This is a genomic window from Bacteroides eggerthii, from assembly GCF_025146565.1.
Classification (GTDB): Bacteria; Bacteroidota; Bacteroidia; order Bacteroidales; family Bacteroidaceae; genus Bacteroides; species Bacteroides eggerthii.
This window is the reverse complement of record NZ_CP102258.1, coordinates 140,785-161,488: the sequence shown is the minus strand read 5'-3', so window position 1 is coordinate 161,488 and position 20,704 is coordinate 140,785. Positions and strand designations below refer to the sequence as shown.

Sequence of the window (20,704 nt, the reverse complement as noted above, 5' to 3'; positions counted from 1 at the left end):
GCATGAGTATAAAGATTACAACCCTTGTTGAAAATTCGGTTTACGGCAAGGGATTACAGGGAGAGCATGGGCTTTCCCTGCTTGTTGATACGGGTGAACATCGCCTGCTGTTCGACACCGGGGCCTCCGACCTTTTTATACGGAATGCCGGAGCACTTGGAATTGACTTGGATGATGTGGACTTTCTGGTACTGTCGCATGGACATCGCGACCATACGGGCGGCTTGCATCACTTTCTTGCAATGAATCACAAGGCGAAGGTGATCTGCAAGAAAGAGCTCTTCTTTCCGAAGTTCAAAGAAGAGCGTGAAAACGGGGTGATGCGTCCGGATGCTTTGGATAGAACCCGTTTCCGCTTTGTGGAAGAAGTCACAGGGCTGTGTCCCGGCGTATTTGTCTTTCCGCAGTGGCCCATTGCCGATGAGGAGGACACGCATTTTGAACATTTCTTCACATTGGTGGAAGGGAAAAAGCAGGCTGACACTTTTACGGACGAATTGGCGTTAGTGCTGAAGCAAGGTGATGAGGTGTCTGTTTTGAGCGCCTGTTCGCATCGGGGAATTACAAATATAGTCCGCAGGGTACAAGAGTATTTTCCGCAGGCCTCACTGAAGCTGGTATTGGGCGGATTTCATATCCGTAATGCTGCAAAAGAGAAGTTTGAAGTGATTGCCCGTTTCTTTGAAGAACGTTTGCCGCAACGGCTGGGTGTGTGTCATTGTACGGGCACCGATAAATATGCATTGTTTCATCAATGCTTTGGCGACCGGACCTTTTATAATTATACCGGTCGGATAGAAATACTTTAAAACATACGAATGGGAAAGAATAAATTAGAGAAGTTTGCCGATATGGCGAGGTATCCGCATGTTTTTGAATATCCGTATTCGGCGGTGGATAATGTTCCGTTTGACATGAAGGGAAACTGGCATCAGCAGTTTTTCAAGAACGATAATCCGATTGTATTGGAACTGGGTTGTGGTCGTGGAGAGTATACAGTGGGGCTGGGACGTATGTTTCCCGATAAGAACTTCATCGGTGTGGATATAAAGGGCGCCCGCATGTGGACGGGGGCTACCGAGTCTTTGGAGGCGGGCATGAAGAATGTCGCTTTCTTGCGCACCAATATTGAAATCATAGACCGTTTCTTTGCGCCGGGTGAGGTGAGCGAGATATGGCTTACTTTCTCCGATCCGCAGATGAAGAAGGCCACCAAACGACTGACGTCCACTTTCTTTATGGAGCGCTACCGCAGGTTCCTGAAAGACGGAGGTACAATTCATGTAAAGACTGACAGTAACTTTATGTTTACCTATACCAAATATATGGTTGAGAAGAACGGGCTGCCGGTAGAGTTTATCACCGACGACCTCTATCACTCCGGTTGGGTGGACGACATTTTGGGTATCCGTACTTATTATGAACAACAGTGGCTGGATCGCGGGCTGACCATTAAGTACATCAAATTCTTGCTTCCGCAGTGTGGGGAATTGCAGGAGCCCGATGTGGAAATAGAGCTGGATGAGTACCGCAGTTACAACCGTAGCAAGCGCAGCGGGCTTCAAACCAGTAAATAGCAAGTAGGAGCTGTAAGTAAGATAGTAATTAGTAAATCGTAAAAAAAACAGTAAATAAAATGACTCTTTATCCTAAATTGATTCTGGATGCACTGGCAACGGTGCGCTATCCTGGCAATAAAAAGAACCTCGTTGAGGCGGAAATGGTTGCCGATAATTTGCGTATTGACGGGATGAAAGTGAGCTTTTCGCTGATTTTCGAGAAGCCGACCGATCCTTTCATGAAGTCGATGGTAAAGGCTGCCGAGACAGCGATACATACTTATGTCTCACCGGAAGTGGAAGTGACGATTACTACGGAAAGCCGTCAGGCTGCACGACCGGAAGTGGGCAAACTGTTACCGCAGGTGAAAAATATAATTGGAGTGTCTTCCGGCAAAGGCGGTGTAGGTAAATCCACTGTTTCGGCTAATCTGGCGGTCTCTTTGGCCAAGCTGGGCTATAAAGTAGGCTTGCTGGATGCCGATATCTTCGGACCTTCCATGCCTAAGATGTTCCAAGTGGAGGATGCGCGGCCGTATGCGGAGAATATTGGCGGGCGGGATTTGATTATCCCTATTGAAAAGTACGGCATCAAACTCTTGTCTATCGGTTTCTTTGTAGACCCCGATCAGGCTACTCTGTGGCGTGGCGGTATGGCAAGCAATGCCCTGAAACAACTGATTGCCGATGCCGACTGGGGTGAGCTGGACTATTTCCTGATAGACCTTCCTCCCGGCACCAGTGATATTCACCTCACCGTAGTGCAGACGCTTGCCATGACAGGGGCCATTGTTGTCAGCACACCGCAGGCGGTGGCATTGGCAGATGCCCGTAAAGGTATCAACATGTTCACAAATGATAAGGTGAATGTGCCCATTCTCGGTCTGGTAGAGAATATGGCTTGGTTCACACCTGCCGAACTTCCGGAGAATAAGTATTATATTTTTGGAAAAGAAGGTGCCAAGCAACTGGCAGAGGAAATGGATGTTCCTCTATTAGGACAGATACCTATTGTGCAAAGCATCTGCGAGAGTGGAGATAAGGGTACTCCCGTAGCTTTGGATGAAAATACGGTGACAGGACGCGCTTTCTTGCAATTGGCAGCCGCCGTTGTCCGTCAGGTAGACCGCCGGAATATGGAAATGGCGCCTACCAAGATTGTAGAAACGCATAAATAAAAAGATTCCGTATTATAAATTTAAAAATAAAGAAGCATGAAGGGCCTAAAAGTATTATTATTTGGCATGTGCATGGCATTGTGTGCATGTTCGTCACAGACATCTACGGTGCAGACAAGCGACAAGGGAACCCGGTGGCAATGGGAAAATGGAACGATTGTTGTTGAAACGCCCGAGCGTCCTGCCGGTCAGAAGAGTGTGATAGGATTGGCACTGCCGAAAATGGAAGCGGTACGTGTGGGATTTGTTGGGTTGGGCATGCGTGGACCCGGAGCGGTGGAGCGTTTTACCCATATCCCCGGCACGCAAGTTGTGGCGCTTTGCGATTATGAACAAGAGCGTGCGGAGCAATGTCAGAAATATCTCGAACAGGCATCCATGCCTAAGGCTGCTGTATATTCCGGCGAAAAGGGGTATGAGGAATTGTGCAAGCGCGATGATATAGACTTGGTTTATATCGCCACAGACTGGTTGCACCATTTCCCCGTAGCCATGTGCGCCATGGAGAATGGAAAGAATGTGGCTATTGAGGTTCCTTCTGCCATGAACCTGAAAGAGTGCTGGGATTTGATCAACATGAGCGAGAAGACCCGTAAGCACTGTATGATTTTGGAAAATTGCTGCTACGACTGGTTTGAGATGAATACGCTGAACATGGCGCAGCATGGGGTATTCGGTGAAGTGATTCGTGCACAAGGCGCCTATATCCATAACTTGAGTCCGTTCTGGAACCATTATTGGAAGAATGGCGAGAGTGACAAGTTGGGCTGGCGGTTGGACTACAACATGAGGCATCGCGGTGACGTGTACGCCACTCATGGCCTTGGCCCTGTGGCACAGGCTCTTGATATTCACCGAGGTGACCGCATGCAGACTTTAGTCGCTATGGACACTAAGTCGGTAGTGGGAAAATCTTTGGTTGAGGCGAGAACCGATTCCGCTTGTGGCAATTTCCGTAACGGTGACCATACTACCACCCTGATTCGCACTGCCAATGGCAAAGTGATTGAGATACAGCATAATGTGATGACTCCCCAACCATATAACCGTCTGTACCAGTTGACCGGTTCAAAAGGATTTGCCAATAAATATCCCGTAGAGGGTTATGCACTTGATGCCGACCAACTGACTGCATCGGGCGTAGAACCTAAAGTGGACGACTTGAACTCACATGGTTTCTTGCCGGAAGTGGAAATGGAAGCGCTTGTTGCAAAGTACCAGCATCCTATATTGAAGAAATACGGTGATATGGCAAAGGAAGTTGGTGGTCATGGCGGTATGGACTTCATCATGGATAGCCGTTTGGTTTATTGCCTGCAAAACGGCTTGCCTTTGGATATGGATGTATATGATTTGGCGGAGTGGTGTTGCCTGGCAGAATTGGGCGAGCTTTCTATGGATAACAATTGTGCTCCGGTTGCATTCCCCGATTTTACTCGTGGCGAGTGGAATGTGGTGAAAGGGTATAAACATGCTTATGCAAGTTCCGAAGATGAAGCTGCCGCAATGGAAAAGGCGAAAACGTTTACTGCCAAATTGAAAGAGCAAGGAGCCAAGGAGTGGGTGAAATAAATCCGAAAGTGTAATATTGTATAAATAGCAAGGACAATAAAAGAGGCGTAATGAATATAAATAGCCATTCATTACGCCCTTTCTTTCTACTCTTTCTTCTTAAAAAGCTCTTTCAGGCAAACTGTCTTGTTGTTGATTAACGGATGCGCCCAAAAACCGATGAAAGTGATATAACCTACAAATATAAGTATAATCAGCATACCGGTGCGCAAGGAGGTGGCATCTGCCAGCATACTGATAATCATCGGGCCACCGGCTCCGCCTACAATAGCCGAACACAGAATACCTGCGAACGAACCATGATGTTGAGATGCTGAGTTCAGTGCCAGCGAGAACACGATGGAGTACATCATGGAAATGCTGAAACCGATGGCGGGGAAAGCGATAATAGATGCTTCCTTGTTTCCAAAAAGGGCGGTTATCAATAAGACGATGGTTAATACGCCTGATATTTGGAGAAGGCGTTTACTGTCGATTAGCTTTAACAATATCATGCCTACCAAACACCCCGCCGTCATTAATCCCCAAAAGTAACTTACTGCCTGTGCACCTTCTACTTGAGGGTTTACGTCGTGATACTGCTCAAGGAATGTGCTCATAAAGATTGAAGTTCCCTGTTCCGTACTTACATAACAGAAGATGCCGAGGAAAAACAACCATACGTATTTTTGCTTGAATAGTGCCATGTAGGAGTCTTTAGAACCGCTTTTCTCATCTTCTTTCAATTCGATTTTAGGGAAACGGGAAAGGCCTACGGCAATCAGCATAACCAGCAGAAGAAGAGTGAACACCCAATAGAGAGACACCCAAGGCATATCAGCAGGCGTCATGCCGGCTAAGAGGTCGATGAAGAAATTCTTGCCTTCTTTGTATATGTCCGGATTGAGTTCGTGAATCAGATAAGTGTACACGAGCGGGCTCAGGAAGGAGGCGATACCGAACATGAACTGCGCCAATTCGGCGATAAAAGCATAATTTTCTTCACCGCCTACTGTACGCTGAAGCGGGTTCAACACCGTTTGCAACATGGCCATGCCTAAACCGATAATGAAGGAAGAAGCAAGCAGAATTGGATACGTATGTATGCAGGCAAACAGTGTGGTTCCTATGAATGGCATCAGGAAACCCAGGAATAATACCGGTTTCTCGCCAAAGCGGTCAATCATCAGTCCGGCAGGAATAGACATGATGGCATAGGCAATGAAGAATGATGTCGGGATAAATCCTGCCATCGCCAAGTCGCTCAGATTGAAGTTGTGAATAATGTCCGGAATGAGAGGTCCCAGGATATTCGTAATAAATGATATGGTAAACCAAAACGCCATGATTAGCGCCAACATTCCTAATTTCTTTTTCATATTATTTCGTGTTTAATGAGAAGACCAGTGACGCAGCGCCGATACTTCCAGCTTTATTACCTAATGATGCAGCCATGATCCGGGTGTTTACAGCACAATCGGCCATGACGTAACGATGCGCTCTCTCGCTGACTTTTTGAATATAGAAATCACCGGCCTCAGACAGACCGCCGCCTATTACGATGCGCTGCGGACTGAATATATTGATGAATCCGGCTATGCCATGTCCCAAAAAGTCGCAATGCTCGTCCAGACACTCTGTTGCCAGTTTGTCTCCTTCTTTATAAAGGCGTACGATAAGCTCTCCGTTGATTTCTTCACCTGAAAATGAACGGCCTGCTTCAGCAGCCCGTTTGCTGAAACGGCGTACCAATGCAGAAGTTGATGCGTAGTGCTCCAGACAACCTATGGAACCGCATGCACAAGGCTCACCGTTGGCAATGAGGGGTACATGTCCCAATTCGGTTCCGCGGTTGGCAAAACCGTTGAACAGTTTGCCGTCGATAACTACTGCACCGCCGATGCCTGTCCCTACGGTCAGAAATACTACATTCCTTGCACCTTGTCCGGCGCCGTACATCGTTTCTCCTAATCCCATTAGGTTGGCGTCATTACCCATTTGCACAGGCAGGTGGGTTTCCGCTTCGATACGGTCGGCAAGATTCAGATTCTCCCAACCTTTGATATTCTCAGCTCCTCCCAATACAATGCGGTTGGTTTCGTCCACAATACCGGGAGTGCCTATGCCTATGCCTTCTATTGTCACTCCAAGTTGTTGGGCTGAGGCCATTGTCTCTTTACAGGCAGTCACTAATTGGCCGATTACCGCTTCTGCGGATATATCGGCTTTTGACGGCAACTTCCCCTGAAAATGAAATACGCCTTCATTGTCAATAAGGGCGTATTTCACAGAAGTACCGCCAAGGTCAATTCCTATAGCGTATTTTTTCGTCATTATATTCTGTTTTAGTTATAAGTTAAGAGTTATGAGTGACTTGTTTATATTATCCTTACGGTATGCAAGTACAAACAAATCACTCACCACTTATCCTTATCACTGTTTTTACACTCTTTCAGCCCAAATCGGAGAGCTCCACGCCCATTGTCCGTCACGCTGACGCACACGTACATAATAATAGTCTGTATCACGTTGAGGCTCTTTGTCTTCCATATAATGCTCTACGGTGAAACAGCTTTCAGGCATAGCGCGGTTGAATAGGATAGCTTCACTCAACCAGCCAATCATGAAGTGGGAACGGGAACCTTCAAGAAGTTCACCCAATGAGTGCTCGAACTTCTTACCGTTGAAGTCGGCTGTAAGTATTCCGTCCTTCGGCATTTCCAAATCCAAAATTACAGCTTGCATAGCCGGAGTAGTAGTGTTAGGGTTCTTGCTGCTGTACAAATCCAGCTCTGTCTCTTTTTCACTGGCGGAGAGGATACGATTGACGTGTGTCTTGAATTCGTGTTCACCCTCCTGAGGAGAAGTGAAAGCCGCACCGCGGAAACAAGGAGTGACACTTACGATGCGTCCTTTGTTTACAGATAGCTTACCCTGCCAATGTACATATTTCTCTTCACGATTCCAGCCGAAGTCTACTTTTACCTTGCAATGGATTGTATCGCCTTCCGGTGCAACAGGGGTCAACGGACCGTTCATGCGCGCCAATATCTGGCCGTTTTTAACGATGTCTACGTAGTCAATACAACTTTCACCGGTTACATTTAAGTAGATGCGGCGACTGTTGCCGCGGATAACATCACCCATGAAGGCATCGTTGAGACGGAAGTCTATTGATATTTTGTCACCGGTAGCAGCGCATACATGGCGGGTGCGCATGGCTTCCCAAATGGCATCACGAGTCAGTGACGGCGCCAGAACACCGATGCGTCCATCACCGTAGCTGCCCGGATAACCGGAGTGTTGGTCGGTGGAAGCCATGATACCGAATTTGTGACCTTGCTCCAAACCATATTGTATAGTACCTTCCCACTGGCGAGGCCCCATATCATGCAAATACGGATAATCGCCCTGATCGCTTTCAGCCAGACCATGGCGGGAATACATTTCTACGAACGGGGTAATGTCTCCTTCTGTGAAACATTTCCAGTTGTAGCCGCGATAGCCGCCCTGATATCCCATATGATGCGGAGTAACGAATACTTTATGTCCTTTGGCTTTTGCTTTCCAGTCTTCGATAGAAGTACATTCCACAAGCGGGGCATCCAAGTCATAGTTCAATGCTACGTGATCGCCATGCTCCATGCTATGAGCTTCATATCCAACAAAAGTGAGGAACTCACCTTCCTTGTTGTATTCGTTGGTCATTTTTACGTATTTCTCGTAACCACCTTCGCGCAATCGTTTAAAAGCTCCTGTATGGTAGTCGATCACCCATTTCAGACGTGGATCGTTTGCGCCCGGAATATCCGGCCACATAGCATGGGGAGTTACACTGACAAAGTCAAGTTGGCCTTTGGCGGCTTCAAAAGCATCGCGCATGTCGCCATGTCCGTAGGTGATGTTGCAGTGGTTGTGCAAGTCACCCCAGAACATCTTGAGATTGCTTGCTGACGGCATAATTTTTTTTGCTTCTTTGCTTCCTGCTACACAAGAACCGAGCAGGCTTCCTGAAGCTGCCAATCCAAGAAAAGACCAGCCGGTGTTCTTTAGAAAACTTCTTCTATCCATGGTATAATAGTTAATATGTTAATATATGAATATGCTTAAATAATTGTCATCTGTTTTTCATTAATCTTCTGTCACCTTTGAAAAGTACGTTTATTTTTTCGTCAGGATCGTCATCTTTATATTGTTTTTGAGTTTCTCGCAATAATTGCATTAGTTCTTTCTGCTTCTCGGCATATTCCGGCTTACCGAATACGTTGTTCATTTCACGCGGGTCAGCTTTCATGTCATACATTTCCCATTCATCAATGTCATTATAGAAATGAATCAGTTTGAAGTTCTGGGTGCGAATACCATAGTGGCGTTTTACCGAATGCTCTGCGGGGTATTCATAATAATGATAGTAAGCGGCCTTGCGCCAATCGGCGGGAGTCTTGCCTTCGTTTTCCAATATAGGCTTCATGGAAGCTCCCTGGATATCCGACGGGATCTCTACTCCGGCAAAGTCGAGGAAAGTAGGGGCAAAGTCTACGTTCATACAGATTGCATTACTTGTACTGCCGGCTTTAATGGCTTGGGGATAACGGATGATGAGCGGCATGCGCTGGCATTCTTCATACATAAAGCGCTTGTCGAACCAGCCATGTTCGCCGAGGAAGAAACCTTGGTCGGAGGTGTAGACAATGATTGTATTGTCCAGTTCACCAATCTCTTCAAGATAATTCAGCAAACGGCCGATGTTTTCGTCTACGGATAACACAGTGGCCAGATAGTCGCGCATATACTGCTGGTATTTCCAGCTGATCAATGATTTTCCTTTCAAGTTGCCTTTGCGGTATTCGGTAATGCGTTGAGCATACACTGAATCCCATTTGTCCTGTACGTCGGCAGGCATACGTTTGTACACGCTGTAAAGCCTGTTGGTTGTATCTTTCAGCATCTCTTCGCGAGTCAGTAGTTTTAAGTCCCAGTCATTGGTCAGGGTGTGCTCAATAGACATATCTTGTTCGCGGGCAGCTTTTCCGCGTCCTTCGTAATCGTCGAATAAATTGGCTGGTTCCGGGAATGTGGTGTTGTTGAATATGCCCAAATGGCGTGGAGCCGGCATCCAGTTGCGGTGCGGAGCTTTCTGATGGTACATCATGCAGAATGGTTTGTTTTTATCTCTGTTTTCCAGAAATTTGATAGCCTTGTCTGTTATGATGTCCGTAGCGTAGCCTTTCTCTACGATATGCTTGCCATCCTCCCAAAAATCAGGATCATAGTAGTCTCCTTGCTCATGCTGACCGCTGAGAATACTCCAGTGATCGAAACCTTGCGGTTCACTGATGAGGTGCCATTTACCAATTATGGCTGTTTGGTAGCCGGCTTGTTGGAGCAATTTTGGGAAGGTCTGTTGATCGCCATTGAATGTGCTTGCATTATCCGTAAAGCCGTTTTCATGGCTGAACTTGCCGGTAAGGATACATGCACGTGAAGGACCGGAAAGAGCGTTGACGGCATAACAGTTGTCCATGCGGATGCCTTCGTTGGCTATACGGTCCATGTTGGGAGTTTGCAAGAGGCTGCCACCGTAGCAGGACATGGCTTGCGTGGTGTGATCGTCCGTCATCATAAAGATGATATTAGGACGCTTGGGCTCTTCTTTTTTCTGACTGGCACAAGAAGCCAGACTCAATGTCGCTAACGGGAGAAGGAGGTTAGAGAGATTGTTTTTCATAACTAGATTGATACGCTTTTTGTGAAGAATGAGGAAAGTGTGCTAAAATGAAGTATGTATAACTGCTTTAGCACACTCTCGTCATAATCTTCGTATATTATAATTTATAATTTAAAGACTGTTTCTTGCCATTGACTTTCACTTCGACTTCCAATCCGTTTTCGTTGAAAGTTTTATTTTTGAATTTGGCAGATAATTCGGGGGCATCTGCACTGTTTTTTATCGGACAGATGACGGTAATGTAACGTATGGCATCTTCACCATCTTTTTTTACATTGAATGAAACGTTCATGCGTTTGTACCGTTTACGGTAGGCAGTTGAACACCAGCCCGGCTCTTTCTTCATTGTCATGCCTTCCGGACCGAAGCATTGCAATTTCATGTTGCTTCCTTCTTCAAACTGAGTGACGAACGTCATGTCTTCGCGGCTATTGGCAATTTCGCCTTTCGGCATCTGATAATGCAGATTGACAGTGCCCTTCTGGCTTCCCACCATTTCGTCTACGATTACGAAGTAGCTATTGTCTACAAAGAATACGGACCGACGGTGTTTCAGATTTTTGTAGCTGGGATTTTCAGTAACCAGTATTTGTACATTACCTTCCGGTTTCCATAATTTGGTTACAGACTCAGTCTGATCCAAATTTTTGTCATTCAGAGTTACAGTGTTATGTACGCAGGTTTGGCGATGCCAGTTACGTTGTTCCATAACTTCTCCTTCGCCGGCATATACATAGGAGCCGGAGTCCGGGAATAAGTTCTTGCCGTTGAACCAAAGTTCGAAAGTTCCGTTGTCCGGTTGACAATGCCAGAAAGCTTTCGGACCGGCTTTTACGACCATTTGTGTCGCATCCATGCCCCAAGAGTTACGGAATACGAAGAAACCGGATTTCAAGAAACCTTTAGAAAGGTAATCGGGCAATGCACCTTCTTTGCCGTCAGTAGCCAGATACTTGATGAACTGGTTTTTCGGAAACATTTTGCTCCAATTACGGTAGTCTTTCAGCATCGCGGATTTAGAAGTCAGCTTCGCGTCGCTGAAGCATGGATTTGTGTAATCGGGGAAAGACACATTTGCATAGAATACAATCATCTTCTCGATTGTATCAAGGTAGGATTGAGGGAATTCATCACGGAATCCGTTCAAATCTGCTATATTCAATGCCTTGCAGAAGATGTTGATAGCGGCGAGGTGATAGTGAGGGTCAAGCTCAAACTGGCCGCCGTCATTGTATACTTGTACATTAATCTCACGATTCATGATGTCTATGCCGCTCTTTCTCCAAGCTGCCGCTTCTTTGAACTCCGGAAAGAACGCACCGGCATAAATCATGCGTTGCGCTTCAAACAACAGGTGATTGCCTTGTGCAGAGTAATTACCCAATATGTGTATGGCATGCTTGTGATAATTCACTAAAAATTCCGTAAGAAACTCCGGAGTGAAAGAAGGCGACGGAAGGAATAACTGGAATTGTGAAGTTTGGTCTTGCAGACGGTTACTTACCTCCAAGGGGCGCCATGCAAAGCGTGCATTCTCTACATCGTCCTGCAATTGATTGTTACCGGTCATTTCATATTCTTTCTTGTCAACTTTTACCAGTGGGTTTTTCTTAATCCAGTCAATGTATTGTTTTGTCCATTCAACTGCATATTTTTCGTCGCCGCTTAGACGGTAAGCCTTGCCCATAGGAGTGAACCATTTGTGGCGGTGCAACTGCCAACGCAATTCATTGTCTTTTACCGGCCAATACTTCCAGTCAATGTCTTCACCGTAGTTGAATGACGGCTGATATCCTTTATGGGAGAAGAAAGTGTGTGATAAAGCATCATCCGCCCACTGTTGCTCTTCTTTGCTGATTGTAATCTTCTTCAAATTGATATCGGGAGTTTTCACATTGGTGCGTGCACGATAGTAGTCGAGCAATGCTTTGGCCGCATCTGCATCCTTTTCTTCTTGGTGCAAAGCCTTTACCTTTTCCAAACCGGGATAATCCAGGTTAAGAAGTGAGAAAACTTCATTTTTTAATTCTTGGGCATTTACTTTTCCTATGAAACACGCAAGTGTCAGCAGGAGTATATATTTAAAATTTTTATTCATAATACTTAATGTATGTCTTATTCGGATTATTAGAGATTGTTATAACTGATGCCTTTCAGGTCCATAAAACGCTTTAAAGCCTCCAGATAATAATAATCTGCATAGTTCAGGGGAGTGTCTATTTCCGAACCGTTGGGCAGGGAACCGGTGGAGTGCATCAGGATGAATCCCTGGTTCTCACCTATTTTGGCCAGATAAGCATCGCTTGATAAACTCTTTAGAATTTGTTCTGCATAATCCAAGTATTTATTTCCGTCGGGTACCATTGTACTCAGCTCTATCAATGCAGAAGCGGTTACGGAAGCGGCAGATGCATCACGCGGAGTTTCGTCAGTGACGGGAGCGTCATAGTCCCAGTAGGGAATTGCATCGTCTGTTTTAACACGTTCCATAATCATATCAGCCACTTTTACAGCGAAATTCAGGAAAGTGGTATCTTTTGTTTCACGATAACAGGCAGTGTAGCCGTATACAGCCCATGCTTGACCGCGTGCCCATGAAGAATCATCATTCTTTCCCTGAAATGTTTGTTTCTTTTCTACCGTACCGTCGTTGTTGTAGCTTACTACATGCCAGCAAGTATAATCCGGACGGAAATGGTTGTGCATAGTAGTCATTGCATGTTTAACGGCAATATCTTTATAAATATTGTTTCCTGTTTCTTTGGCAACATTAAACAAGAGATCCAGGTTCATCATATTATCGATGATAACAGGGAAATTCCAAGTTCCGAAGTCCCAGGAGCGGATAGCTGCAATGGAATCGTTGAAGCGCCCGCATAAGTTGTCAGCTGTTTCTTTCATTACTGCTGCAATAGTGTCGTTGGGAGACAGGCGCTCTGCATTTCCGTAGCTGCAGTTGACCATGAATCCTAAGTCGTGAGTACCAGTATAATAACGTACAGGATTCAGTAAGTTAGTATATTGGATAGCCCATGTTTTAAGGGTGTCATTGCCTGTCAGTTCGTAAGCATACCATAAAGAACCCGGATAGAAACCGCTGGTCCAATCGTAAACGCTGCACAAACGGCGTTTTCCCATTTGGTCGGCTGTCGGGTAGGCGCGAAGAGAGTCTTTAAAGGTCAGTGAGTCTCTTTCTAACTGTCTGCACAGAAAATTCATATCATAACCTGTACGAATGGAACGCGGCAACATATTAGTGGATGAAATTTCTTCTGCAGTTAATTCTAATTGGGCAGAAGCTACATCCAGTCCTTTCTTAATCCAACTGTAGTCTTCTTTAGGTTGTGTCTGGCACGATGCTAAAGTCAGTGTCCCCAAAGCTAAGAGAACAAGTTTCTTTTTCATGTTATTTGTTGTTTAAATGTGATTGATATTAGTTGGTTCCGTAACGGAAACAAAATTAAGAGTTCCTTTGTAAACCCCGTAGTAAGAATGTTGAAAAGGAAGTCAATCTATATCTTCGGAATGTCACTTTTGTTGAAAAGTGTTTAGATAATCTCCAATATGCTTCTGTAAGAGGCATATTGGAGATTTATTAGGAAATAATCAGTAGGCTGATTACCATTTAGGGTTTTGCTTGAATTGGGGGCATAAGTCCATCTCGCGTTGCGGAATAGGCATCAATTCATGCTTGCCTTCTTCGGTATATTGGGCAACGACATAGTTGGCTGATGAATACCAGTTCGACAGTTTGTTGGAGGTTTCTTGAATTGTTTTGTAGTAGATTCCCCAGCGTACCAAGTCTAAACGGCGGTGTCCTTCAAAAGCTAATTCGTATGCGCGCTCTTTTCGAACAGCTTCGCGGAAAGCGGCTTCATCCAGCCCTGCAGGCAGATCACAGATAGAAGTATCGTCCGGATTACCGAAACCGCGACGGCGAACTTTGTTGATTGCATCATAAGCCTCGGTAGTCGGGCCATGCTTCCATTCATTCAATGCTTCTGCATAAAGCAGTAATACATCTGCATAACGCAACACATACCAGTTCACATTGGACTTGTCATTGTTGATAAAGCTGACAGTCTTAACATATTTATCTATATCCCATTTTGCCGGGGTATAATTTTGTTTTTCTTTTTGTGACTTTTCCGGATCTTGGTCTTTATCCAATGCGGTGGCTTCGTCATCGGTTACTTTGGCTGCCCAATAGAAACGGCCTATGGTTTCCTTATCTCCATATCTGTAGTTGGCAACGGACAAATCACGACGTAAATCACCGGCATTTTTACTTTCTCTCCAATCCAATACGAAAGTGTGGACTACTTTTACATTTCCGGCACAGCTACCGCTTTTACCCATCTTTACGGTGGTTTTTACACCGTTCCATTTACCGATACGGCCCACAGGATCACTGTTGTTTGAGTAGGTAGGCGAGTAGAAAGAGATCTCAATTAAACTTTCGGCCGGGTCCCAAACACTGTTGCATGTATTTTCCCATAACTTCTCATAGTCCGGCAATAAATCATGTTTTCCTGATTCTACGAGGACTTGTGCAGTTTTGGCGGCATACTCCCATTTGCTTGCATCTTTCGAGGCCCAAGTGGCATACACTTTAGTCAGCAAACCCAATGCAGCACCTTTGGAAAAGCGAAAACTATTATCTTCCCGTTCGGTATCATCCGTTGCGTAAGGCAATACTTCGCTGGCATAAATCAAATCATCTTCAATAAATTTATATACATCTGCCGGGTCTGCCTGTACAAATGTGCTTGGGCTCTGATTGGACATCTGGGTACTGGTCATCAGCGGTATGTTTTCATAACGGCGCACCAATTCAAAGTAGTACATGGCTCTTAATGCCCTGGCTTCTCCCATATAGATAGTCGCTAATGCTTTATCTTTTTCCGAATAGGTATTTATCTTGGCAGAGATACCTTCCAAAAAGTCATTGGCCCTGTATATACCTGTGTAGAGTGCTTCCCAAGTCTGTTGTACTTCGGCTTGTGTAGTAGGATATGCATTGGTGGGCAGGATGCGGAAATTCTCCGTTGTACTGCCTTCTACTTGCGAAATATCAGTTCCCATTGAGAAGTAAATGGACATATTATATCCATACATGGCATCTCTTACGTTAGTGAGATAAATACCGAGTAAAACGTTTTGCGCTTCACTCGCGTCGTTCAAGTAGTTTTCTTTTTCTACTTCAGTGCTGATTTCTTCTTCCAAAGAACAAGAAACAGGAAGCAGACACATCACTGAAAGCGCTATATAATATATTAATTTTTTCATATTATCTGTTTTTATGAATTAGAATTGAAGATCTATACCGAATGTAAACACTCTACTCTTAGGATAGGCACCCCAATCAAGTCCTGGTCTCATCGGATCGTTCAAACTGTTTACTTCAGGGTCATATCCGCTATAATTGTTCCAGCAGAACAGATTCTGACCGGTAGCATAAACACGCAGTTTGGATACATAGAACTTGCTTGTCCATTTCTGAGGCAATGTATAACCTAAGGTGATATTCTTGAGACGCAGGAATGAACCGTCTTCCACGAAGCGGGAATATACATCGTTGGTAATATAACCGTCGTATGAAGGCACGAGGTTGGAGGCATTGGTAGGACTCCAACGATCTGCTACTTCTGCAAGCATATTTCTACGTGAACTTCTGGATTGGGTGGCATAGAGACGCGTAGCGTTATAGATGTCATTACCGTAATTGAATTGGAACATGAAGCTGAAATCAATACCTTTGTATTCCAACGTATTGGTGATACCACCAAACCATTTGGGCATAGCATTGCCGATTACTGTACGGTCGGCAGTTGTAATTTTGCCGTCACCATCTTGGTCTTTGTATTTCACCACACCGGGTTTCACGCCGCCAGAGTAGCGCGTATTATCGGTAATTCCTTCTTTTAGCACCAATTGTCCGTTTGTATTGGTGTAGAAATCATCGGCTTGATAGATGCCGTCGAACTCATAACCATAAATCAGACCTAAAGATTCGCCTACTTTAGCAATATAGTCATCACCGGTAAAGTTTGAGTCGAAACCTGAGCGGGCAAGTCTATACTGCTCACCGGAAGAGAGTGCTTCCAGAGTATTCTTGATGAATGAGATATTGAAATTTGTCTGCCAATTGAAGTCCTTGGTTTGGATGTTGGTGGAGCTTAAGCTGAGTTCAATACCCTTGTTCTGGATTTTTCCGATATTTTGCCATTGTGAACTGAATCCGGTGGCATGCGCCAATGACTGTGCCAATAATAAGTCTTTGGTGTTTTTGATAAAGAAGTCTGCTGTCAGATTCAGACGGTTATCAAAGAAGCCTAAGTCAAGACCTAAGTTTACTGTGCTTGAGCCTTCCCATTTCAAATCAGAGTTCTTGAGTTGTTTGGGAGTCAATACAGTTACCGTATTGTTTCCTATGCCATATTTGTTGTCTGTGTACAAATCCATAGACAGATAGTTGGTGATGCGGTCGTTACCTACAACACCCCAACCGAAGCGCACTTTGAAGTTGGACATCCAGTCGAGATCTTTCATGAATTCTTCTTCGGACACACGCCAAGCTGCGGAGAAAGAGGGGAAAAAGCCCCATTTGTTTTTTTGTGAGAACACAGTGGAACCGTCGGCACGTACAGTGGCAGTCAGTAAGTATCGGTTGTTGTAGCTATAGTTGGCGCGGGCAAAGAATGAAAGTAGCATTTTTTCGCTGTAACCGCTTTCCACTTTGCTTGGAACAGCTCCTAATCCAAGATTATTATTACCCAGATTGTCAAACGGGAAATCCATGGCTTCACCCAATAAGTGTTCGCTGTTTCTATAAGATACCTCATGACCCAACATGATGTCGTAATTGTGCTTCTGGATTTTTTGCTTCCAGGTCAAAGTATTATTGTTGCTCCAGCGTACATCACGTCCCATTTGGGTACGGCCGTACGGTTTCTGACCGTTACGGTAGGCTTCTTTTGAACCGTCTTTATAGAATATGTCTATGCGGTTATTGGTAGTGTTGTAAGTTCCTGCTGTTTTGAAGGTCAGACCTTTGATGATTTCCCAAGTGAGGGCACCATTGGCCGACCACATCTCAGCGCGTTTATTGTTGGTGACAGATTCTGTCTGCTTCACAGGGTTTACCTGTGCCAAGCTTTCACCGGTTTCCAGCATTTCAGGGTCGATGGCTGATTCCAGCAATGCTTCATCGGTAAGTTTTAAACCGCCGGTAGGACGGGCACTCAATATTTGTGCTAACATATTGAAACGTCCGGAATCACCGGAAGTACCTGTACCTTTACGATTGGTCTGTGCATAGTTTACTGTTACGTTGAATGAAACCTTTTTGTTGATTTTCTGGTCGAGACGGAATTTTGCTGTTGTCTTGTCGAAACCACTGTTCTTGAAAATACCGTTTTCAATGTAACGTGAGAATGAAGCATTATACTTGGTGTTGTCACTACCTCCCATCAGTGAGAAGTTGTGATCTTGTGACCAAGTCGGATTGAATGTTTCACCTTGCCAGTCTACACCACTCAGACCGATATAATCGTCGAGTGACTGATAGCGATAAGGTGTACCGTCGGCATCATTTCCTTCTTGATAATATCCGGTGAGCAGTTCCGGCTTCACTTCTCCTTGTAGTTTTACAAATTCATAAGGAGAGAGCAGGTCTAAAGTCTTTGAAATTTTACGATAAGTAGCAGAACCGTTATAAGTAACGATAGGCTTACCGGATTTACCGGATTTAGTCGTAATCAACACTACGCCATTAGCTGCACGTGCACCGTAAATGGCCGAAGAAGAAGCATCTTTCAATACTTGGATAGATTCGATATCAGAGTTGGACAGATAATCGATGTCCGATACTTCGAAACCGTCTACGATATAGAGGGGAGAGGCGTCTCCTGTCAATGTACCCACACCGCGGATACTGATGTTGAAGCCTGCACCCGGAGTTCCGTCGGTAGAGGTGATTTGTACACCGGCAATCTGGCCGCCTAATGCTCCGGCAATAGAACTGGTCTGAAAGCCTTCTACATCTTTGGCTGATACGGAAGATACGGAGCCGGTAAGGTCACTTTTCTTCATTGTGCCATAACCTACTACTACAACCTCATCCAATGTCTTACTGTCGGGAACGAGTTTAATCGTAAGCTGATTCTTGCCTTGTACTTTTACTTCTTGTGTCAAATAGCCGATATAACTGACAACCAAGGTTGCGTTCTTATTTACTGTCAGAGTAAAATTTCCGTCTAAGTCGGTAGCTGCGCCGGCTTGTCCGCCTTTTACCTGAACGGTTGCACCGATAAGGGGAATGTCAGTTTCGTCAATAACAACTCCTTTCACTGTTATACCTTGTGCAAAGGTGATAATGGAGACAAGGAGAGCTAAGAGGGTAATATACCCTCTTTTACTCAATGTATGATATGTTGGTTTATACATAATTATATTATTGTTTTGTTAGATTAAAAGTTTTCGTCGAACCAAATAGCTATAGGGTTCAGCTTAGACCCACTATTAAGATTGCTGTCTTCTCTTCCATTAGGATGACATGTCATACTTCCTATAAGTACACCATTTGCAAATACGCCATCAGCCGATTTCCATTTATTTGGATTGATGATGACTGTTTTATGTTCTGGCTTTACGTATCCTAGTAAGACATCAAGATGATCCTTGTTAATATATTTAGAAGTATCATAATAAGACATCGGTTTCTTTGATCCGGTACCTATTGGTAGATTCATTTCTTTATAACAGGCATCCCATACATCATACATTATGCTGCCTTTATTTTCTGGGAGGTAACCTGTTTCTGCCATATTTATGTCAAAGAATCTAAAGGTTCTACGATAATCTACTCTTAATAAATCTTGATTCGGACAGGTGATAAGAGGCTGCACTGATTCGCCACCCGTTTTGGGATTAACTTTGAATACGAAAGGACGATAATCTAACATTATTCCATCTTCTGTCACTTTATTAGATCTGATAAAGATAGGTACCGTAACAGAGTAAGCTAAATCTCCTTCACCGCAAGTAGCTTTAACAACAATCATGCCTATGTTCATCATTGGTTTTTTATTATCTTGATCTAAGAAACTTGCATTTGAGAAGTCAATAACTCCTGTCGTTTCATTAATAGTGGCACCAACTCCTGTGGAATTTTTGTCTGTAGCCCCATTTTTTTTAGTTATAATTTCCCATTTTGCCTTTTTCTTGTTAAGAGTTGTTGTTGGTATCAATTGCGCTGCTTGAAAATCCTCTTTCGTATCATATGCATATTGGTTCGCATAGTTTTCCTCTGGAAGCAATCCTATATTGTTACCATAGTAGAATGTGAATTTATTCGGATTTTCCTTTATTGTTAATGTGAAAGAACTTGAAACTTCTCCTTTGGGATTGGCAGCTTTTACTTTCACCGTATAATCCTCAGGAGTTAATGTGTTATTTTCAGCAATGGTAATAGTGCCGTTAACCTTGTCTATGCTTATTCTATTCTTTTCAATCTGTTCTTTGATGATGTCAGAATTATCTTCGGCAAAGTCAAATATCACTTCATCTCCTTTGAATTCATTGATTAAGGGTATGGTGTATCCTTTTCCTTCGTAGGTTTCAGGAACTTCGTATTTGAATGTTTCCGGATCAATCGGATTAATAAAGTCTACCACTGTAACGATATAGGCTTTGGGGAAGTCTGAAGTTCCATATTCATTGGTAACTGTAACGTCTACTTCATATACGTTCCCAATCTGGGTCAGAGTATTCTCTGCAATAGAGATTTTACCGGTTGCAGCATCTATTGTAAATCCGGAGATTTCGGGAGTAATGGATTTAATGGTATAGGTTCTGCCTTCTGAAGAGCCTTGTATGGTAGGCAACTGTGATTCGTGTGCTATATTTTTTTCTACTCTAACTTCATTCGGGGCATACTGTAATTTCAGTGGCTTGAAAATAACGTTGAAAGTTACTGCATCAGCATAAAGATGTTCACCGGCTTTTGTTTTTAGTTTCAGACTTATCACATACTTTTCTCCCGGAATTATATTATCTTTCTTTTCAGGATTGAACGTGATAATGCCGTCATCAGAAATCGTGAAGTACTTTAAATACTCCTTGCTTTCATCTTCTGCAATGGCATATCCGGTGATGCTTACATGCTTCTCTGTATCAGTCGTTACTTGTGCACTGGCTTCCCACCAGTTTTTATCTTCCATTTTCACAACCACTTCAGCGGGAGTAACAGTAACACCTTCGGGAACTGCTAACAACATATTTATCTGAATCGCATCTTTAAACTCAAAGTATTTGCCGTTAGAGTAGCACCCCACGCTGATAGCATAAAGTCCGGTAGCCAGATTTGCTGTGTTCTGAATGTTGATAGCACCGGTTTCGGCATCTATTACGAAACTTTCGGTGGTGCAGGCTTCGTCATTAAGTGTAACGCCTGTAATGGTGAAATCATAGGGAGCGCTTCCTTTATAAGTCGGTGCTTCCAATGTGTACGTCATAGAAGGGCCTATGTCCGTCACGCCATAATAATGAAGAATGAACCCCGTAGAGTCTGTTGTCTCCGTTTCGTCACAAGAAGTGTGGACTAAAGCTAATGCTACTATGGCAAAGAGCTTTACCAATCTTGAGATGGTTAACAATTTGGTTTTCATGTTAAAAAACTGTTGTTG

13 protein-coding genes are annotated in these 20,704 nt (G+C 44.2%); 4 read left to right on the top strand and 9 right to left on the bottom strand.

Annotated features, from left to right (window positions below):
- Positions 1–2 precede the first annotated feature (2 nt).
- From NQ546_RS00650 to NQ546_RS00635, 4 genes are read left to right on the top strand one after another with little or no spacing between them, the layout of a single operon-like run.
- The gene (locus tag NQ546_RS00650) at positions 3–809 is read left to right on the top strand and encodes an MBL fold metallo-hydrolase (protein ID WP_004288318.1); all 807 of its coding nucleotides are present in this window, start codon (positions 3–5) and stop codon (positions 807–809) included.
- A 9-nt stretch (positions 810–818) separates the two neighbouring features.
- A complete protein-coding gene (trmB, locus tag NQ546_RS00645) occupies positions 819–1,577 on the top strand; it encodes a tRNA (guanosine(46)-N7)-methyltransferase TrmB (protein ID WP_004288319.1) in 759 nt (252 codons plus the stop codon).
- A 59-nt stretch (positions 1,578–1,636) separates the two neighbouring features.
- Positions 1,637–2,737 (top strand): Mrp/NBP35 family ATP-binding protein, encoded by a 1,101-nt coding sequence (locus tag NQ546_RS00640; RefSeq protein WP_004288320.1) that lies wholly within the window; start codon positions 1,637–1,639, stop codon positions 2,735–2,737.
- A gap of 36 nt (positions 2,738–2,773) precedes the next feature.
- Positions 2,774–4,309, top strand: coding sequence for a Gfo/Idh/MocA family protein (locus NQ546_RS00635; protein ID WP_004288321.1), 1,536 nt, complete (start codon positions 2,774–2,776; stop codon positions 4,307–4,309).
- Between the two features lie 86 nt (positions 4,310–4,395).
- Here the strand turns inward: NQ546_RS00635 and NQ546_RS00630 are convergent, their stop codons facing one another.
- The 9 genes from NQ546_RS00630 to NQ546_RS00590 form a co-directional block, all read right to left on the bottom strand.
- Positions 4,396–5,667, bottom strand: a complete 1,272-nt coding sequence (locus tag NQ546_RS00630; RefSeq protein ID WP_004288322.1) for a sugar MFS transporter — start codon at positions 5,665–5,667, stop codon at positions 4,396–4,398.
- Position 5,668: 1 nt separating this feature from the next.
- Positions 5,669–6,622, bottom strand: coding sequence for an ROK family protein (locus NQ546_RS00625; protein WP_004288323.1), 954 nt, complete (start codon positions 6,620–6,622; stop codon positions 5,669–5,671).
- Between the two features lie 108 nt (positions 6,623–6,730).
- Positions 6,731–8,359, bottom strand: coding sequence for a CehA/McbA family metallohydrolase domain-containing protein (locus NQ546_RS00620; RefSeq protein ID WP_004288324.1), 1,629 nt, complete (start codon positions 8,357–8,359; stop codon positions 6,731–6,733).
- Positions 8,360–8,405: 46 nt separating this feature from the next.
- Positions 8,406–10,016, bottom strand: coding sequence for a sulfatase family protein (locus NQ546_RS00615; protein WP_004288325.1), 1,611 nt, complete (start codon positions 10,014–10,016; stop codon positions 8,406–8,408).
- Between the two features lie 97 nt (positions 10,017–10,113).
- The gene (hepC, locus tag NQ546_RS00610) at positions 10,114–12,114 is read right to left on the bottom strand and encodes a heparin-sulfate lyase HepC (protein WP_004288326.1); all 2,001 of its coding nucleotides are present in this window, start codon (positions 12,112–12,114) and stop codon (positions 10,114–10,116) included.
- Positions 12,115–12,143: 29 nt separating this feature from the next.
- The gene (locus NQ546_RS00605) at positions 12,144–13,421 is read right to left on the bottom strand and encodes a DUF4995 domain-containing protein (RefSeq protein WP_004288327.1); all 1,278 of its coding nucleotides are present in this window, start codon (positions 13,419–13,421) and stop codon (positions 12,144–12,146) included.
- A 213-nt stretch (positions 13,422–13,634) separates the two neighbouring features.
- Positions 13,635–15,305 carry a RagB/SusD family nutrient uptake outer membrane protein gene (locus tag NQ546_RS00600; protein ID WP_004288329.1) on the bottom strand — a complete coding sequence of 557 codons (1,671 nt, stop codon included), beginning with the start codon at positions 15,303–15,305 and terminating at the stop codon, positions 13,635–13,637.
- An 18-nt stretch (positions 15,306–15,323) separates the two neighbouring features.
- Positions 15,324–18,464, bottom strand: a complete 3,141-nt coding sequence (locus NQ546_RS00595; RefSeq protein ID WP_004288330.1) for a SusC/RagA family TonB-linked outer membrane protein — start codon at positions 18,462–18,464, stop codon at positions 15,324–15,326.
- A 23-nt stretch (positions 18,465–18,487) separates the two neighbouring features.
- Positions 18,488–20,686 (bottom strand): surface glycan-binding family protein, encoded by a 2,199-nt coding sequence (locus NQ546_RS00590; RefSeq protein WP_004288331.1) that lies wholly within the window; start codon positions 20,684–20,686, stop codon positions 18,488–18,490.
- Positions 20,687–20,704 lie beyond the last annotated feature (18 nt).

What these genes read in the sequence shown, in the direction of transcription:
- NQ546_RS00625 (WP_004288323.1), bottom strand. Translation starts at nt 6,622, where the DNA reads ATGACGAAAAAATACGCTATAGGAATTGACCTTGGCGGTACTTCTGTG.
- NQ546_RS00600 (WP_004288329.1), bottom strand. Translation starts at nt 15,305, where the DNA reads ATGAAAAAATTAATATATTATATAGCGCTTTCAGTGATGTGTCTGCTT.
- hepC (WP_004288326.1), bottom strand. Translation starts at nt 12,114, where the DNA reads ATGAATAAAAATTTTAAATATATACTCCTGCTGACACTTGCGTGTTTC.
- NQ546_RS00605 (WP_004288327.1), bottom strand. Translation starts at nt 13,421, where the DNA reads ATGAAAAAGAAACTTGTTCTCTTAGCTTTGGGGACACTGACTTTAGCA.
- NQ546_RS00630 (WP_004288322.1), bottom strand. Translation starts at nt 5,667, where the DNA reads ATGAAAAAGAAATTAGGAATGTTGGCGCTAATCATGGCGTTTTGGTTT.
- NQ546_RS00635 (WP_004288321.1), top strand. Translation starts at nt 2,774, where the DNA reads ATGAAGGGCCTAAAAGTATTATTATTTGGCATGTGCATGGCATTGTGT.
- NQ546_RS00590 (WP_004288331.1), bottom strand. Translation starts at nt 20,686, where the DNA reads ATGAAAACCAAATTGTTAACCATCTCAAGATTGGTAAAGCTCTTTGCC.
- NQ546_RS00650 (WP_004288318.1), top strand. Translation starts at nt 3, where the DNA reads ATGAGTATAAAGATTACAACCCTTGTTGAAAATTCGGTTTACGGCAAG.
- NQ546_RS00595 (WP_004288330.1), bottom strand. Translation starts at nt 18,464, where the DNA reads ATGTATAAACCAACATATCATACATTGAGTAAAAGAGGGTATATTACC.
- trmB (WP_004288319.1), top strand. Translation starts at nt 819, where the DNA reads ATGGGAAAGAATAAATTAGAGAAGTTTGCCGATATGGCGAGGTATCCG.
- NQ546_RS00615 (WP_004288325.1), bottom strand. Translation starts at nt 10,016, where the DNA reads ATGAAAAACAATCTCTCTAACCTCCTTCTCCCGTTAGCGACATTGAGT.
- NQ546_RS00640 (WP_004288320.1), top strand. Translation starts at nt 1,637, where the DNA reads ATGACTCTTTATCCTAAATTGATTCTGGATGCACTGGCAACGGTGCGC.
- NQ546_RS00620 (WP_004288324.1), bottom strand. Translation starts at nt 8,359, where the DNA reads ATGGATAGAAGAAGTTTTCTAAAGAACACCGGCTGGTCTTTTCTTGGA.